The 17,273-nt window shown below is 63.7% G+C and carries 14 protein-coding genes; 8 read left to right on the top strand and 6 right to left on the bottom strand.

The features are described 5' to 3' along the window. Positions 1 to 40: 40 nt before the first annotated feature. The gene (locus MF4836_RS22500; protein WP_078472121.1) at positions 41 to 2,035 is read right to left on the bottom strand and encodes an alpha-1,4-glucan--maltose-1-phosphate maltosyltransferase; all 1,995 of its coding nucleotides are present in this window, start codon (positions 2,033 to 2,035) and stop codon (positions 41 to 43) included. A gap of 248 nt (positions 2,036 to 2,283) precedes the next feature. Here MF4836_RS22500 and MF4836_RS35615 point away from each other — a divergent pair, with 248 nt between their 5' ends. Next, entirely contained in the window at positions 2,284 to 2,454 is a 171-nt protein-coding gene (locus MF4836_RS35615) for a hypothetical protein (protein ID WP_020300426.1), read from the top strand. A 128-nt stretch (positions 2,455 to 2,582) separates the two neighbouring features. On the opposite strand, the gene MF4836_RS22495 is transcribed toward MF4836_RS35615, so the two are convergent. Continuing rightward, on the bottom strand, positions 2,583 to 3,077 hold the full coding sequence (locus MF4836_RS22495; protein ID WP_078472120.1) for an MgtC/SapB family protein: 495 nt from the start codon (positions 3,075 to 3,077) through the stop codon (positions 2,583 to 2,585). Positions 3,078 to 3,292: 215 nt separating this feature from the next. Here MF4836_RS22495 and MF4836_RS22490 point away from each other — a divergent pair, with 215 nt between their 5' ends. The 7 genes from MF4836_RS22490 (at position 3,293) to MF4836_RS22465 (ending at position 9,157) form a co-directional block, all read left to right on the top strand. Then, entirely contained in the window at positions 3,293 to 3,526 is a 234-nt protein-coding gene (locus MF4836_RS22490) for a DUF3203 family protein (RefSeq protein ID WP_078472119.1), read from the top strand. Positions 3,527 to 3,733: 207 nt separating this feature from the next. Then, complete coding sequence (ccoG, locus tag MF4836_RS22485; protein WP_078472118.1) at positions 3,734 to 5,146, top strand: cytochrome c oxidase accessory protein CcoG; 1,413 nt, start codon at positions 3,734 to 3,736, stop codon at positions 5,144 to 5,146. A gap of 104 nt (positions 5,147 to 5,250) precedes the next feature. Beyond that, entirely contained in the window at positions 5,251 to 6,660 is a 1,410-nt protein-coding gene (gene mapR, locus MF4836_RS22480) for a GntR family transcriptional regulator MpaR (RefSeq protein WP_020300422.1), read from the top strand. Positions 6,661 to 6,731: 71 nt separating this feature from the next. Further along, the gene (locus MF4836_RS35865) at positions 6,732 to 7,043 is read left to right on the top strand and encodes a hypothetical protein (protein WP_238596176.1); all 312 of its coding nucleotides are present in this window, start codon (positions 6,732 to 6,734) and stop codon (positions 7,041 to 7,043) included. Beyond that, on the top strand, positions 6,994 to 7,776 hold the full coding sequence (locus MF4836_RS22475) for a hypothetical protein (RefSeq protein ID WP_238596175.1): 783 nt from the start codon (positions 6,994 to 6,996) through the stop codon (positions 7,774 to 7,776). Before MF4836_RS35865 ends, MF4836_RS22475 begins: the two co-directional genes overlap by 50 nt. A gap of 13 nt (positions 7,777 to 7,789) precedes the next feature. Further along, complete coding sequence (locus MF4836_RS22470; protein WP_078472117.1) at positions 7,790 to 8,587, top strand: PoNe immunity protein domain-containing protein; 798 nt, start codon at positions 7,790 to 7,792, stop codon at positions 8,585 to 8,587. A gap of 33 nt (positions 8,588 to 8,620) precedes the next feature. Beyond that, the gene (locus MF4836_RS22465; RefSeq protein WP_238596174.1) at positions 8,621 to 9,157 is read left to right on the top strand and encodes a hypothetical protein; all 537 of its coding nucleotides are present in this window, start codon (positions 8,621 to 8,623) and stop codon (positions 9,155 to 9,157) included. A gap of 89 nt (positions 9,158 to 9,246) precedes the next feature. On the opposite strand, the gene MF4836_RS22460 is transcribed toward MF4836_RS22465, so the two are convergent. The 4 genes from MF4836_RS22460 to MF4836_RS22445 all read right to left on the bottom strand — a co-directional run bounded on the left by MF4836_RS22460 (position 9,247) and on the right by MF4836_RS22445 (position 17,249). Further along, positions 9,247 to 9,993 carry an SDR family oxidoreductase gene (locus tag MF4836_RS22460; protein ID WP_078472115.1) on the bottom strand — a complete coding sequence of 249 codons (747 nt, stop codon included), beginning with the start codon at positions 9,991 to 9,993 and terminating at the stop codon, positions 9,247 to 9,249. A 217-nt stretch (positions 9,994 to 10,210) separates the two neighbouring features. After that, positions 10,211 to 12,292, bottom strand: a complete 2,082-nt coding sequence (locus MF4836_RS22455; protein WP_078472114.1) for a putative bifunctional diguanylate cyclase/phosphodiesterase — start codon at positions 12,290 to 12,292, stop codon at positions 10,211 to 10,213. 350 nt (positions 12,293 to 12,642) lie between these two features. Further along, positions 12,643 to 14,145, bottom strand: coding sequence for an efflux transporter outer membrane subunit (locus MF4836_RS22450; RefSeq protein ID WP_078472113.1), 1,503 nt, complete (start codon positions 14,143 to 14,145; stop codon positions 12,643 to 12,645). After that, a complete protein-coding gene (locus MF4836_RS22445; RefSeq protein WP_078472112.1) occupies positions 14,142 to 17,249 on the bottom strand; it encodes an efflux RND transporter permease subunit in 3,108 nt (1,035 codons plus the stop codon). Before MF4836_RS22445 ends, MF4836_RS22450 begins: the two co-directional genes overlap by 4 nt. Between the last annotated feature and the right edge of the window lie 24 nt (positions 17,250 to 17,273).

The raw sequence follows: 17,273 nt of genomic DNA, 5'->3' as shown, positions 1-17,273 counted from the left end.
CGGTGCTCGCGCGGGTTGCGCCAGCACCGGGCAGGCGGGATCAAGGGCTGCTGATGCGCCAGATGCCGAACGGCTGGTGCGGTTCGATGCGCATCCACTGGGTCTTGCCGTACCAGGTCCAGCGGTGGCCGTTCATCAGGTCCTCACCCTGGGTCTGGGCGTCGTCGGGCAGGCCCAACTCCCAGAGTGGCAATTCGAAATGAGCTTCCTGGGCGTTGAACGGGTCGAGGCTGACCGCCACCAGGATGAAGTTGCTGCCATCGGCGCTGCGCTTGCCGAAGTACAGGATGTTGTCGTTCCAGGCGTTGTAGATCGTCAGCCCGAGGTGGCTGTGCAACGCCGGGTTCTGGCGGCGGATGCGGTTGAGTTGGGCGATCTCGGCAATGATGTTGCCCGGCGCGGTGAAGTCCCGGGGGCGGATCTCGTATTTCTCCGAATCCAGGTACTCCTCCTTGCCCGGCACCGGCGCGGCTTCGCACAGCTCGAACCCCGAGTACATGCCCCACAGCCCCGACCCCATGGTTGCCAGCACGGCACGGATGAGGAACCCCGGGCGCCCTGACTCATGGAGGAAGGCCGGGTTGATGTCCGGGGTGTTGACGAAGAAATTGGGCCGAAAGCACTCGCGCCACGGCGCCTGGTTGAGCTCGGTGAAATAGGTCGCCAGCTCACTCTTGGTGTTGCGCCAGGTGAAATAGGTGTAGCTCTGGGAGTAACCGACCTTGCCCAGGCGCGCCATCATCGCCGGGGTGGTGAAGGCTTCCGCGAGGAACATCACTTCCGGGTACTGCGCCCGCACATCGGCGATCAACCACTGCCAGAACGGCAGCGGCTTGGTGTGCGGGTTGTCGACGCGGAAGATCTTCACCCCCTCCTCGACCCAGCCGACCACGATGTCCCGCAGCTCCAGCCACAGGCTGGGGATCGCTTCGGCGGCATAGAAGTCGACGTTGACGATGTCCTGGTATTTCTTCGGTGGGTTTTCGGCGTATTTGATGGTGCCGTCCGGGCGCCAGTTGAACCAGCCCGGGTGCTGCTTGAGCCAAGGGTGATCCTGGGAACACTGGATGGCGAAATCCAGGGCGATTTCCAGGCCGTGCTCGGCGGCCGCGGCCACCAGGCGCCGGAAGTCTTCGCGCGTGCCGAGCTGGGAGTGGATGGCGTCATGCCCGCCCTCCTCGCTGCCAATGGCATAGGGGCTGCCCGGATCATCGGGGCCGGCGTTCAGGGAATTGTTGCGCCCCTTGCGAAAACTGCGGCCGATGGGGTGGATCGGCGGGAAGTACAGCACGTCAAAACCCATGTCGTGGATCATCGACAAGCGCGAGTGCACATCATTAAAGGTGCCATGGCGGTGGGGATCGTCGGTGATCGAACGCGGAAACAGCTCGTACCAGCTGGCGAACTGGGCCAGGGAGCGTTCGACGTCCAGCGGGTACTCGGGGCTCAGGCTGAGGTAGGGCCGATAGTCGGCCTCGGCCATCAGCGCCGCACTGTCCGCGGCCAGGAACAACTGCACCTGCTCGGTTTCCAGCAACCCGGACAACCGGTGATGCAACGCGATCAACTGCTCGCGCAACTCGCCCTCGCTGCGTTCGAACGCCAGTTGCACCTGGTTGCGGCCTTCCTGCAACTCAAGGCTGACGGGAATCCCGGCGAGGAATTTTTTCTCCAGCTCGTAGGTGAAGCTGGCGAACTGATCGACCCAGGCTTCAATGCAAAATCGATACAGGCCCTGGGTCGGCACGCTGAACTGGCCGCCCCAGCCGTTGTTGCCCAGGTCGTCCAGGGCCCGGCTGTTCCAGACCTCATCGCCCTCGGCACGCCAACGCACGCGCACCGCCAACTTGTCGTGACCGTCAGCGAACACTTTGCTGCGCACGTTGATGGTCTCGCCCTCGACCGCCTTGACCGCAAACTGCCCGCCATCGATCACCGGCTCGGTGTTTTCGATGGCGATACGTGGCAGCAGCAAGGCCTGTGACAGCGGTAAATGCGGGTTGTAGTGCAGCTCAGTCGGTTTATCAGCAGTCATCGAGCATCACCCCTTAACGCCCCGTGGACGCTCTTGTACCTGATGTATTCACACGTGGCCCAGACGGGCGCACTTAAGTTCAGAGACTTAAGTTCCGAACCGAGCAGCGCGCTAAAAGTTCAGCCGAATGTGGCGCCGCCGGATGAACTCGGCCGGACGGACGCCGCCAACGGCAGGGAATCAATTCGCCTCACGCAGGGTCCACCCCATGAGCCTGTGCAAAGCCAAGCACAAAGGAGGCCAGTACGATGAATATCCCGATTCCGGCAGAAACCCCCGATCCGAACATCGACCAACCGACCCTGCCCCCCAGCGAACCGCAACCGGTGCCGGAACAGGAGCCGCCCGAAAGCACCCCGCCCCCCAAGGGCGATCCGCCCAGCACCATGCCGCCGGTGATTGTCGAGCCCAGGGGATGAAGCTTAGACACCTAGGCTGAAGATGCTGAGCGGCTGAGTTCGCAGGCCAGTGTCGCGCTGCCTCGGGCCGCGTTCGGGCGCTGGCCTGAGGGCCAGCGCAGCTTCGTGCCTCGGCAGCGGCTATAGGTTTAGGGTTTGTCCAGCAGGCGCACGATGCGCGGCATCAGGCTGAACACGCCCAGGGCGAGCAAGGTGCTGAGCACGGCGGTGGCCTCGCGCCCCAGCCCCGCAGCGACCCCGATGGCTGCGGTCATCCACAGCCCGGCGGCGGTGGTCAGGCCCTTGACGTGCTGTTCGTCGCCGTCTTCCCGGCCTTTGAGAATGGTCCCGGCACCGAGAAAACCGATACCGGCGATCACCCCCTGTACCACCCGGCTCATGGCATCGGCCTGGGACCCGGACATCTGCGGCACCAGCACAAACAACGCAGCGCCCAGGGCCACCAGCATATGGGTGCGTACCCCGGCGGCCTTGCCCTTGTGCTCGCGCTCGAACCCGAGAATCCCACCCAGGGTCGCCGCAATCAGCAGGCGCACGGTGATTTGTGTCAGCTGCCTGGCATCGCCGATATCGGCGAACTCGGCCTGCAAGGTTACCCAGACTTCATGCCACCAGGCGTTCATGATTCGATCCTTGTGTGGGGATTTGTGTGGAGAGCGGCGGCGTGCGGCACCTGAACGCGAGCAGCCCTCGACCAAGGATGGACAGCGGCCCAGGGCAAAAAGTGCGGTGCAGTTGCAACGGCACCCGCACCCACCATGACCATTAATCGGTTGCACCGAACCATGCCCGGCTGCGGCGCCCTAACCTGTATCACCCCTGAAAAAGGACTCGCGCCATGAGCCTGCGTATCGAAAACCAGATCTGCTACATCGACACCGACGAAGTCCGCGGCCAGTGGCCCGCCAACGAAGTGACCATCATCACCGACAGTGAAAAATCCATGTCCGCCGTCGAGCTGCAAGGCCAGCGGGTATACATCACCGAAGCAGAAGCCGACGCATTGACCGTAGCAGGCGCTACCGACGGCCGTAAGCACCTGAAGGCCACCGACAGTGAGTCGGTGATTTGACTGACCTGGATCACAGACAAGCGCCGACGCCTGCGTTAGGGCTCGGCGCCACGCGCCAGCGGGAGTTTGCCAGGGTGCAGCAAGTTGTCGCAGGCAGCCTCCGAAGGCGCATCTGATCCGCTTTTTAATGCAATAGCTGAGTCTGTTATGCAAACAGATCGATGGTCATAGTGCACCGGCCTGATGGAGGCTGATGAGCGAAAGACCATGAGCGATAGAATCCCCGTCCGATTAGTAGAAACATTCGAGCCTTCACGCCCAAAGATGAAGGCCAAATCCAGCGACAACCAAATCCACACCCGCAGCTTCAGCGGGTTGTTCCGTACCTTGCGCGTGACCGGCGCCGGCTTTCTGTTCCTGGCGTTTTTCGGCACGGTCTGGCTCAACTGGGGCGGCCGCCAGGCGGTGCTCTGGGACCTTTCCGAAAGCAAGTTCCACATCTTCGGCGCGACCTTCTGGCCCCAGGATTTCATCCTGTTGTCGGCGTTGCTGATCATCTGCGCCTTCGGCCTGTTCGCGATCACCGTGTTCGCCGGCCGGGTCTGGTGCGGCTACACCTGCCCCCAGAGCTCCTTCACCTGGCTGTTCATGTGGTGCGAGAAAGTCACCGAAGGCGAGCGCAACCAGCGGATCAAGCTGCAAGCAGCGCCCTGGGGGCCGAACAAACTGGCACGACGCGCGGCCAAGCACACGCTGTGGCTGGGCATCAGCGTGATGACCGGGCTGACCTTCGTCGGCTACTTCACCCCGATCCGGCCCCTGGCCCAAGAGCTGCTGACCTTGCAGATCGGCGGCGTCAGCCTGTTCTGGGTGCTGTTCTTCACCGGCGCCACCTACATCAACGCCGGCTGGCTGCGGGAAGCGGTGTGCATGCACATGTGCCCGTATGCACGCTTCCAGAGCGTGATGTTCGACAAGGACACCCTGACCATTTCCTACGACGTGGCCCGTGGCGAAAACCGTGGTCCGCGCAAGCGTGACGTCAAGCCGGCGGACGTTGGCCTCGGCGACTGCATCGACTGCCACTTGTGCGTGCAGGTCTGCCCGACCGGCATCGACATCCGCGACGGCCTGCAAATGGAATGCATCGGCTGCGCGGCCTGTATCGACGCCTGCGACTCGATCATGGACAAGATGAATTACCCCCGCGGCCTGATCAAATACACCTCGGAGCATCAGTTGCAGGGCGGCAAGACGCACCTGTTGCGACCGCGCCTGATCGGTTACTGCGCGGTGCTGGTGATCATGATCGGCGCCCTGGCCCTGGCCCTGGTGGAACGGCCGATGGTGTCCCTGGACGTGAGCAAGGACCGTGGGCTGTTCCGCGAGAACAGCGAAGGCCAGATCGAGAACATCTACAGCCTCAAGGTCATCAACAAGACCCAGCAGCGCCAGGACTATCGCGTCGAACTGGTGGACGGCGATGGCTTCAAGCTGCAAGGCAAGACCGAGTTCAGCCTGGCGCCCGGGGAAATCACCGACTTCCCGGTGTCCGTGGCCATGATCACCGACAAGCCGCAAAGCAGCTCGCAGACCATCGGTTTCAAAGTCACCGACACTGACCAGCCCGAAGTCTACAGCGTGGCCAAAAGCCGTTTTGTAGCGCCATTGAATCGCTGAGCCTTAAGATGCGCTGCTTTTGTTGAGCAAGCGATCCTCTGTGGCGAGGGAGTCCGCTCCCTCGCCACACCAGCAATCCGAATTCAGTCCATCGCGGGATACCGATGAAACGCTACGAAAAATTTGCCGAGGACATCGCCGAACTGATCCGTTCCGGAGTCCTGGGCCCCGGCCAGCGCGTGCCGTCGGTGCGCTACGCCAGCCAGACCTACGGGGTCAGCCCGTCCACGGTATTCCAGGCCTATTACCTGCTTGAACGTCGCGGGCTGATTCGCGCCAGGCCGCGTTCCGGCTACTTCGTCAACACCCATGCGCCAAGCCCGTTCTCGGAGCCGGTGATCAGCAGCCAGGTCAGCGAGTCCACCGAAGTCGACGTCAGTGAACTGGTGTTCTCGGTGCTGGACTCGATCAAGGACCCGACCACCGTGCCCTTCGGCTCGGCCTTCCCCAGCCCGACCCTGTTCCCCCTGCAACGCCTGGCCCGCTCCCTGGCCAGCGCCAGCCGCGAGATGGACCCGCGCATGGTGGTCACCGACATGTCCCCGGGCAACCCGCAACTGCGGCGCCAGATCGCCCTGCGCTACATGGTCGGCGGGCTGATGCTGCCCATGGAAGAACTGTTGATCACCAACGGCGCCCTGGAAGCCCTGAACCTGTGCCTCCAGGCCGTGACCGAACCCGGCGACCTGGTGGCGATCGAGGCCCCGGCCTTCTATGCCAGCCTGCAGGTGCTGGAGCGGCTCAAGCTCAAGGCCGTGGAGATCCCCGTGCACCCACGGGACGGGATCGACCTCGGGGTGCTGGCGCAGACCCTGGAGCGTCATCCGATCAAGGCCTGCTGGTGCATGACCAGCTTCCAGAACCCCATGGGCGCGACCATGCCCGAAGCCAAGAAACAGGAACTGGTGGAATTGCTGCGGGTGCACCAGGTGCCGCTGATCGAAGACGATGTCTACGCCGAACTGTATTACGGCCAGCAGGCGCCGAAACCGGCCAAGGCCTTCGACACCGAAGGCCTGGTGATGCACTGCGGCTCCTTCGCCAAAAGCCTGGCCCCCGGCTACCGCATCGGCTGGGTCGCTGCCGGGCGCTATGCGCAGAAGATCGAACGCCTGAAACTCATGACCTCGCTGTGCGCCTCGATGCCGGCCCAGGCCGCCATCGCCGACTACCTGCAGCACGGCGGTTATGACCGGCACCTGCGCAAACTGCGCTACGCCCTGGAAGAACAGCAAAGCGCCATGCTCGCGGCGATTGCCCGCTACTTCCCGGCCCAGACCCGGGTCAGCCAGCCGGCCGGAGGCTACTTCCTGTGGCTGGAACTGCCGCCGCAAATGGACTCGCTGAAACTGTTCCAGATGGCCCTGGCCCAAGGCATCAGCATCGCCCCGGGGCCGATCTTCTCGCCGACCCAGCGCTTCAGGAACTGCATCCGCCTGAACTACGGCAGCCCATGGGACGAAGCCATGGAACGGGCCATGGAAACCCTGGGGCGGATTGTCCGTTCTTTCTGAACCGGGCCTTGCAGCCCGGGGGCAATTGCGGCAGCATCCGCCCTCGAATTTTTCCAGGGATGGAGCGCGCCATGGGCGAAGACCTCTACGATGAGTCGCTGATGGACTATCAGGACGCCAAGGAGCAGTTGATCAAGGCCATCTACCGTGGACGGTTGCCGCTGCTGACCCAGGAGCTCAACGCCTACGACACGGTGCAGGCGATCCTCGAGCTGGAAGCGGTGCGTTTTGCCGACGACGAGGAAGACGCTTTCTTCGACCTGGCCTTGTCCCTGGTGGGCTGCATCCCCGGCCCGGGCCAGGACCTCAAGCTGATCCTGCGTGCCATCAACCGTGCCCCCCCAACGCCATGCCCGCAGCCTGTTCGATCTGATCCGCTATAGCCTCGAAGCCTGCCGGATCAAGACCAGCCCGGAGCAGTTGCTGGAGAAGACCCTCGACGCGCAACGCCTGAGGGATGACATGCTGCTGGTGCAGCAGGTGGTGGAACAGTCCCGGCACTTCCTCGGGCTGACCCCGCAGCAACAGACCATGGTCCGCCATAACCTCAACGAAGCCACGGGGCACAGCAGGTTCCTGATCCAGACCCTGCAGGAACGCATCGACCACTGGGTGGCCGTGCAGCGCAACAGTTCGGGAGCCGATACCGGCAGCCAGGAGCCGGCGCGATTCCTCAAGCCCCAGTCCCAACAACGCCCCGGCGCCCTGCCGGGAGCCGGGGCCAGCGATGGCGCCAAGACCACCCAGAACCTCAATCAAGGCAGCGAGGGCAGCGGCCACTGGCTGGAACTGAACCTGCACTACAGCAACCTGGAACCGGTGTCCGGCGCGGCGTACCGGGTGATCTTCAGCGATGGCTCGGAACGCCAGGGCAGCCTCGACGACGAAGGCTACGCCCGCCTCGAAGACGTGCCCTTCGGCCCGGCCAAGGTGTATTACGGCGAAGACCCGCGGCCCTATCACCGCCTGCCGTTGCAGATCGTTGAGGGCGATGTCGAACAGTTGCGAGAGGAGCTTGACGAGCTGGGCCTGGACCTCGATGAAACGGACCTGGCGCAGTTGTTCGAAGAAACCTCAGGCCGCCGGGCCCCCTTTACCCCGCTGATCTTTGAATAAGCCTGGAGCGCCCATGAACAGACGACAGGTTTTTCTCAGCCAACAGCAGTACCACGACCTGCGCCACAGCCTGGCAGGCACCGAGCAGATGTTGCTGGCACACCCGATGCCGCCTGATTCGGGCAAACAGGGCCCACAACTGGAAGCCCTGGAAATTCAGACTGCGACCCTGAGCGCGCTGATTCTCGAGTACACCGCCGGGGCCGACATCGCCTCCCTGGCCGGGCGCCTGGACCGCTTGATCCTTGATTACGAGCGCCATCAGCAGGCCCTCGGCGACTGGCTCGAGGCACCGGACATTGCGCCCCTCGACATCCAGTCCGCGGTGCATGAATTCGAGGAATATGTGCAAGTCATCAGCCTGTGCATCCTGCTCCAGCGCAGCGACCTGCTGCCGCGTTTCGTCGCGCTGTTCGACCGCGCCGGCTATCACGGCGAAGACACTCTGGTGGAAGACCTGCTCAAGCCGTTCCTGGCCGAGCGGTTGGACCTGGACGAGTGGTACCACGAACTGTACACGCCGCTGATCAACGCCATCTATGCCGAGGACCGCGCCGAAGCCGCCGAATTGCTGGAGGAATACTGCAACCAGTGGTACCCGGCCTTCACCCAAGCACCCTGGTTCGACAGCCATCAGCAGGTCGATGACAGCGAGTATGTCGGCTACTGGGCCTTCGAGGCGGCCGCCATCGCCTACCTCTATGACCTGGATGACAGCCGGGTCAAACACCTGATTTACCCACGGGACCTGGTGCAATACGCGCGGCGTTTCAGCCCGCCGCCGATCCCCTCGCCCGCCGACCACGACTGACCCCCATCTTCCTCATCAGGTTATGAATTGCCCATGAAATCCTTGATCAAACCCTTGCTGGTCGCCGTATTGGCGGCTGCCCTGTGCAAACTGCTGATGAGCCTGGTCGTGCCCTACGCATTGATGCTGCTGATCCCCGACAGTTTGCCAATCTGGACCAACCTGCTGGTCTCGGGCTTTATTACAGGGCTGGTGGTGGTGCGCGTGTTGCCTGCGCAGCGCTACTACGTGATACCGATGCTGATCCTGATATTCGCGCTACTGATCATCGGCGGTTATGCACTCCACCGCTGCAACGGCACGCAACTGGCGGCAATCGACCAGTTGGCGAGCCAGACCTGGACCGATATCGGCAACCCTGATCCAGTGTCGCCACCCCAGGTGGCGGTAGACCTGAGTGCCGCGCCGGGCGTGACCCAGGATGGCCAGGGCTTCAGCTACAGCTGCGTGCGCCCTGGTGAAACCCTGGACTACTTCCTGAGCCTGCACATGATGTACGGCATCAGCCTGCTGGGGCTGCTGCTGGCCTTGCTGCTGAGCCACCGCAGCCGCAGGCCGCGCCTGGGCTGAAGCGGCCTGCCCGTGGCGAGGGAGTTGGCTCCCGCTGCGCTGTGCAGCGGTCCCAGGCTCGCCCGTCGCCACCCAGGCTCAAGCGCGAATCAACGGCCGCCAGCCAGGTCGATGATGCTGCCGGTGGAGTACGAGGCCTTGTCCGACAGCAGCCAGATAATCGCCTCGGCCACTTCATCAGGGCGTCCGCCGCGGCCCATGGGGATCGCGCTTTCGAGCTTGCTGACACGGTCGGCGTCGCCGCTCAGGGCATGGAAGTCGGTGAAGATATAACCCGGACGCACCGCGTTGACCCGGATCCCCTCCCCGGCCACTTCCTTGGACAGGCCCAGGGTGAAGGTGTCCAGCGCGCCCTTGGACGAGGCGTAGTCGATGTACTCGTTGGGCGAACCCAGGCGCGCCGCGGCCGACGACACATTGACGATACTGCCGCCCTGCCCGCCATGGCGTGGCGACATGCGCAGCACCGCCTGCTTGGCGCACAGCATGGGCGCCAGGACATTGGTCTTGAGTACTTTGAGAATGCGGAACTCGGACATCTCGTCGAGACGGGATTTGTGCCCCACGGTCCCGGCATTGTTGACCAGGGCAGTCACCCGTCCCAGTTCGGCGTCGACCCGGTTGAACAGGCTGATCACCTCGTCCTCGATGCTCACATCGGCGCGGACCGCAATGGCCTGGGCCCCCAGCGCGCGCACTTGCTCCAACACCGCGAGCGCCGATTGTTCGTCGGCCTGGTAATTGATGCAGATCCGATAGCCCTGCTGCGCGGCGAGCACCGCCGTGGCAGCGCCAATCCCCCGTCCGCCGCCAGTGATGACGATGACTTTATCCATACGGCCAATCCCCTTGCTGATCCTTTAAACCCGGGCAATTAAACACCCTGCGCGCAGCGATGAAAACTGCTTTGCCCAGTGGATGCCTGGTCCTCTCCAACACTGCAATCCTTCCCGACATAGCTGCGGCGCCTGGCCGTCCGCTACACCGTATTCCTTCCAGATTACTCCGGCGCCCGACCCGGCCAGCCCACCCAGCCTCATTCCTCGGCAGCAGCTACGGGTTTTGTGCTTGCTCGGCGAGTTGGATGTCTTGCATAAAACGTTCGGCGGGCAGTGGGTGGCCAAGGAAATACCCTTGCAGCGAATCACAGCCCAATTGGGTCAGGAAGTTCTGCTGGACACCGGTTTCCACGCCCTCGGCGACGATGCGCAAACCCAGGGCCTGGCCCAGGGCGACGATGGCCGAGACAATCGCCGCGTCATCGCTGTCGTGCTCCAGGTCGCGAACGAAACCGCGGTCGATTTTAAGCTCGTTGGCCGGCAAGCGCTTGAGGTACATCAGGCTGGAATAACCGGTGCCGAAATCATCGATGGACAGGTCCACCCCCATGTCCGACAGCTGCTGCAGCACCGTCATGCTCGCATCGGCATCGCTCATGGCCGTGGTTTCGGTGATTTCCAGGGTCAGGCTGTTGGCCGGCAGCTCATAGCGGGCCAAGGCACCGGCGACACTCTTGACCAACCCGGCATGACAGAACTGCAACGCCGACAGGTTTACCGCGATACGCCAGCCGGTGTAGCCCTGCACATACCACTCGCGCATCTGCCGGCACGCTTCGTTGAGCACCCATTCCCCAATCGGAATGATCAGCCCGGTCTTTTCCGCCAGCTCGATGAACTTGTCCGGCAACAGCAGCCCCTGTTGCGGGTGGTTCCAGCGCAACAGCGCCTCGGCACCCACCGGCAAGCCGTTCACCGCATCGAATTTGGGCTGGTAGTGCAGGCTGAACTGCTGCTGATCCAGAGCGTTGCGCAAGTCCTGCAACAGTTGCAGTTGTCGGCGCGCGTTGGTGTTCATCGATGCATCGAAGAAGCTGTAGCCATTTTTGCCGGCGCCTTTGGCGTGATACATCGCGGCGTCGGCGTTCATCAGCAGTTCCTGGGCGTTCTGGCCATTGCCCGGGTATACGGCAATGCCGATGCTGGCGGAGATCTGCAGGTCATGGTCGGCCACCCGGAACACCCGGGAAATCAGCCCGACCTGGCGTGCAGCCACGCGCATGGCGTCATCGGGCTCGGCCAACTGCACCAGCAGCACGAACTCATCGCCACCGTTCCGCGCCAGGGTGTCTTCGTTGCGCAAATCCTCGCGCAAACGCTGGGCCACCTCCCGCAGCAACTGGTCGCCCATATGGTGGCCGAAGGCATCGTTGACCGGCTTGAACCCGTCCAGGTCGATAAACATCAGGGCGAAGCAGCCACCCTGGCGCGTCACCCGGTGCATGGCCTGGTCGATCCGGTCGGCCAGCAGGATCCGGTTCGGCAGGCTGGTCAGGGTGTCGTGCAAGGCCAGCTGGGTCAGCTCGCGATTGGCCTCGGTCAGCGACTCGGCCAGGATCGCCGTGCGCGCTTCCAGGCGCGCATCGAGCACCGAGGTCAGCAAGGCGATGATCAGCACCGCCAGGGTGGTGATCAGCACCAGGTTATCCAGGCCCTTGCCATTCAGGCCATTGCCCAGGGCGCCGCAGAAACTGCCATCGGCAAACCGCGCGGCGGCCATGCCGGTGTAATGCATGCCGACAATCGCGATGCCCATGATCACCGCTGCACCGGCCCGGACCAGGCGCACATGGGGGGTATTGCGGCGCAGGCGGAAGGCGATCCACAACGCCGCGGCCGATGCGCCCACGGCAATCAGCAGCGATGCGCTGAACAGCGTCGGATCGTAGTCGATGCCCGGTTGCATGCGCATCGCCGCCATCCCGGTGTAATGCATGCCGCTGATCCCGGCCCCCATCACCAGGGCGCCAAAACCCAACTGCCAGAACGGCAGGCGCGTCTGGCTCACCAGCCACAGGGCAAAACCGCAGGACAGGATGGAAATCAGCAGCGACAAAGCGGTGATCGACAGGTCGTAGCCCAGCTCGATCGGCAACTCAAAGGCCAACATGCCGATAAAGTGCATCGACCATACGCCCACCCCCATGGCAAGCGCGCCGCCGACCATCCACAGCTGCGCCGCCAGGCCACGGGTAGTGGCAATACGCCCTGTGAGATCCAGGGCGGTATAGGACGCAAGAATCGCCACAAACAGCGAAATGACGACCAGCGCGGGAGAGTAGGAACCAATGAGCATCAAGGGTCTCGCAGCCGTTAAGCCTGGATCCAGGCTCGGTGGGCAAAGCGGCAGATTGTACTGATTGCACGGCAGAACGCACTCACAAAGTGAGCAGAACGCCATTAGTCAGACGGAAGACTTTATTCCGGCCCGGCATGCCCTTACGGGCCCTGTGGGCATGCCTCGAAATCAGCCGCTTCGCCCCCCAAAACAACAAGCCTCGCTGTAGCCGCTGCGCCAGGCTGCGCTGGGCCGGACAGGCGCCGGAGGGGTGTCAGGTGCAGGGTTGTCGGGTTTTAGGAACGGCGCAGCCTGGGGCAGCGGCTACAGGGGCTCGGTGGGACAAATCTGTAGCCGCCGTGGCGGTTTCAAGGGTTGGGCTTTTGCTCGCTGGCTTGCAACTGGCCGTCCCAGCCACCGCCCAGGGCGGCGATCAGTTGGACGCTGGCCACCAGGCGGCTTTGCAGCAGGTTCAGCACGTTGCGTTCGTTGCTCAGGGCCGTGGCCTGGACCGCGACGACGTCGAGATAGGCGATCAGCCCGGCCTTGTATTGGTTCTCGGTCAGGCGCTGGGATTCCCGGGCCGCGTCGAGGGCTTGCTGGCGCACGGCGCTCTCGTCTTCCAGGACCTTGAGCTGCACCAGGTAGTTTTCCACCTCGCGAAACCCGTCGAGCACGGTTTGCCGGTACTTGGCCACAGTCTGGTCGTACACCGCCTCGGTACGGTCGACTTCCGCCGAGCGCTGACCACCGTCGAACAGGGTCATCGCCAGCTTGGGTCCCACCGACCAGAAGCGGTTGGGCAGGCTGATCCAGTCGGCATAGGTGCTGCTGCTATAGCCGCCCGCCAGGCTCAGGGTCAGGTCCGGGTAGTAGGCCGCCTTGGCCACGCCAATATTGGCGTTGGCCGCGATCACCGAGCGCTCGGCCGAGGCGATGTCCGGGCGCCGCTCCAGCAACTGCGACGGCAGGCTCAGGGGCACCTGGGGCAAGGTAGGGATGCTCTGGGTCTCGGCCAGGCTGAACCCGGCCGGAGGTTGGCCGATCAGCACCGCAATCGCGTTTTCCAGCTGGGCGCGCTGCCAGATCAGGTCGATCAGGTCGGCCTGGGTGCTCTTGAGCTGGGTCTGGGCCTGGGCCACCGCATCCTTGCCGGACACCCCGGCGCGGTACTGGTTCTCGGTCATGGTCAGGGAACGCTGATACGCCGCCACCGTGGCTTCGAGCAAACGCTTCTGCTCGTCGATCACCCGCAGTTGCAGGTAGTTCTGCACCAGTTCCGACTGCTGGCTCAAGCGCATGGCCGCCAGATCGGCAAAGCTGGCCTCGGCGCTGGCTTCGTTGGCTTCCAGGCCACGGCGCAGTTTGCCCCACACGTCCGCCTCCCAACTCACGCCCAACTGGCTGTTGTAGGTGTCGCGGATGCCGCTGGAGGAACTGCTCAGCCCCGAACTGCTGCTGCCGGTTCCCTGGCTGGCGCGGGTCTTGCCGGCGCTCAGGTCCACCGAAGGGAACAACGAACCCCGTGCGCTGCGCACCAGGGCCTGGGCCTGGCGGTACTGGGCTTCGGACTGGGCCACGGTCTGGTTGGCGCTGTTCAGCGACTCCACCAGCCCATTGAGTTGCGCATCGCCATACAGCTCCCACCAGGCGCCACGGGCCAGGGCATCGCTGGGATTGGCCTGGCGCCAGCCCTCGGCCTGCTTGTACTGCGCCGGCTCAGCCACTTGCGGGCGCTGATAATCCGGGCCGATGGCGCAGGCACTGAGCAGCGCCAGACTCAGGCTCAGGCTCACCAGGCGCGAGCCACGAGCCAGGGCCAGGCGCTGGGCGGAGCGCACAAGAGAGTTGCGAGGCGAACAGTCAGTCATAGCGGCGTTTCCAGAGCGGCATCGGTACGTATTCCACGCCAGTGGTTGAATTTATGGCGCAGTTTATCGAGATACAGGTAAACCACCGGGGTGGTGTAAAGGGTCAGCACCTGGCTGAAGATCAGCCCGCCAATAATGGTCAGGCCCAGGGGTTGGCGCATTTCCGCGCCTTCGGCGGTGCTCAGCAGCAACGGCACGGCGCCGAGGATCGCGGCCAGGGTGGTCATCAGGATCGGCCGCAGCCGCAGCAGGCAGGCACTGCGGATCGACTCCAGCGGCGCCAGGCCCTGGTGGCGCTCCAGTTGCAGCGCCAGGTCGATCATCAGGATCGCGTTCTTTTTCACCACCCCAATCAGCAGGAACAGGCCCAGCAGCGAGATCAGGCTGAACTCGCCCCCCAGCAGGTAGATCGAGAGCAAGGCCCCGACCCCGGCCGAGGGCAAGGTCGAGAGGATGGTCAGCGGGTGGATGTAGCTTTCGTACAACACGCCCAACACCAGGTACACCGCCAGCAGCGCGCCGAGGATCATGAACGGCTGGCTCTTCTGGGTCGCGGCGAAGGCGTCGGCGGTGCCGGCCATCTTGACGATCACGTCTTCCGGCATGCCGAGCTTGGCGATGGCCCGCTCAATGGCCGCCGTGCCCTGCTCCACCGTCACCCCTTCGGCCATGTCGAAGGAAATGCTTTCCGAGGCGAACTGGCCCTCGTGGCTGACGCGGTCGTCTTCCAGGCTGTTTTCATAATGGGCGATGGTCGACAGCGGAATCCGCGCGCCGGCGCTGGTGATGACCTGCACCTGGTTCAGGGTGATCGGGTCCTGGGCGTATTTCGGGTTGACCTCCATCACCACCTGGTACTGGTTCAGGCTGTCATAGATGGTGGAGATCTGGCGCTGGCTGTAGGCGTTGTTCAGCACCGCGGTGACCATGTCCATGTCCACCCCCAGGCGCTTGGCCTGGTCGCGGTCAACCACCAGGGTCACCTGTTGCGCGCCACGGCCTTCGCGGGCATCGATGGCGGTCAGCTCCGGCAGGGCCTTGAGCGCGGTCACCACCTTCGGGTACCACTCGCGCAGCGATCCGAGGTCGCCGCTTTGCAGGATGTAAGAATACTGCGAGGTGGTCTGCTCGCGGCCACCGCCGAACTGCAGGTCCTGGTCGGCCATCAGCATCAGCTGGGCGCCGGCGACCTTGGGCATTTCCTTGCGCATGCGCTCGATGACCTTCTGCGCGGAAATATTGCGTTCCTTGATCGGTTTCAGGCGCACCAGCATAAAGGCGTTGTTGGTGCCGTTGCTGCCGCCGATAAAGCCGGCCACGCTTTCCACCGCCGGGTCCTTGAGCACGGCGCGGCGGAAGATTTCCATCTTCGGCTGCATCACGCTGAACGACAGGCCGTCGTCGCCGCGCACGAAACCGATCAGTTGCCCGGTGTCCTGTTGCGGCAGGAAGGTCTTGGGCACCACCACATACAGCGCCACGTTGACGCCGATGGTCAGCAGCAGGCTGAGCAGGGTCAGGCGCCGATGGCGCAGCACCCAGTCCAGACTGGTGGCGTACTTCTCGGTCATCCACTCGTTGCTGCGCTGGCTCCAGCGTTGCAGGCGGTTTTCCTGGCCCGGGACGTGGGGTTTGAGCCAGCGCGCGCAAAGCATCGGGGTCAGGGTCAGGGACACCACCAGCGAGACCACAATCGAGGCCGCCAGGGTGATGGAGAATTCGCGGAACAGGCTCTCGATGATCCCGCCCATAAACAGGATCGAAAGGAACACCGCCACCAGCGACACGTTCATCGAGAGCAAGGTAAAGCCCACTTCCTTGGCCCCCAGGTACGCCGCCTTCATCGGCGCGATGCCCTCGTCGATATGCCGGGAAATGTTCTCCAGGACCACGATGGCATCGTCCACCACCAGCCCGGTGGCGAGGATCAGCGCCATCAGCGACAGGTTGTTCAGGGAAAACCCGTACAGGTACATGATGGCGAAGGTGCCCACCAGCGACACCGGCACCGCCAGGGTCGGGATCAGCGAGGCACGGAAGTTGCCGAGGAACAGGAACACCACCAGGATCACCAGGGCCACGGCGATCAGCAGGGTCATTTCGGCCTCGTGCAAGGTGGCCTTGATCACCGGCGAGCGGTCCATGGCCAGGTTGAGTTTGACGCTGGCCGGCAGCACCGCCTGCAACGCCGGCAACTGGGCCTTGATCTCGTTCACTGTCTCGATGATGTTGGCCCCGGCCTGGCGGTTGATCACCAGCAGCACCGCCGCGTCGTCATTGAAGAAGCCGCTGTTGTAGCGGTCCTCGACGCCATCGCTGACCTTGGCCACGTCCTTGAGGCGCAGGGCTGCGCCGTCCTTGTAGTGGATGATCAGCGGTTCGTAGTCCTTGGCCTTTTCCAGCTGGTCGTTGGCCTGGATCTGCCACAGCCGCTGATCGTCTTCCACCGAACCCTTGGGCCGGCGCTGGTTGGCATTGGCGATGGCGTTGCGCACATCGTCCAGGGCCACGCCGTACTGGTTGAGCAATTGCGGTTCGAGTTCGATGCGCACCGCCGGCAGCGAGCTGCCGCCGATCTGCACCTCACCCACACCCGGCACCTGGGACAGGCTTTGCGAAAGGATGGTCGAGGCCAGGTCGTAGAGCTGGCCCTTCTGCAATACGTCGGAGGTCAGCGACAGCACCATGATCGGCGCCTGGGACGGGTTGACCTTCTTATAGGTGGGCATGCTGCGCATGCCGCTGGGCAGCAGGTTGCGCGAGGCGTTGATCGCCGCCTGCACTTCCCGCGCGGCGCCGTTGATATCGCGGTCCAGGTCGAACTGCAAAATCACCCGGGTCGAACCCTGGCTCGAACGGCTGCTCATGGTGTTGACCCCGGCAATCGCTCCGAACGAGCGCTCCAGGGGCGTGGCCACGGTGGACGCCATCACCTCGGGGCTGGCCCCGGGCAGACTGGCCTGGACCACAATCACCGGGAAATCCATCTGCGGCAGCGGCGCCACCGGCAGCAGGCCGAAGCTGACGCCGCCCAGCAGCATGATCGCCAAGGAAAGCAGCATGGTCGCCACCGGGCGCTTGATGAATGGTCCGGACAGGTTCATCGGGAGCAGCTCCAAGCTTCAAGC

Source organism: Pseudomonas sp. MF4836 (assembly GCF_002018875.1).
Taxonomy (GTDB): Bacteria; Pseudomonadota; Gammaproteobacteria; order Pseudomonadales; family Pseudomonadaceae; genus Aquipseudomonas.
Note: the sequence above shows the minus strand (reverse complement) of the source record. Positions and strands in the feature narration are given on the sequence as shown.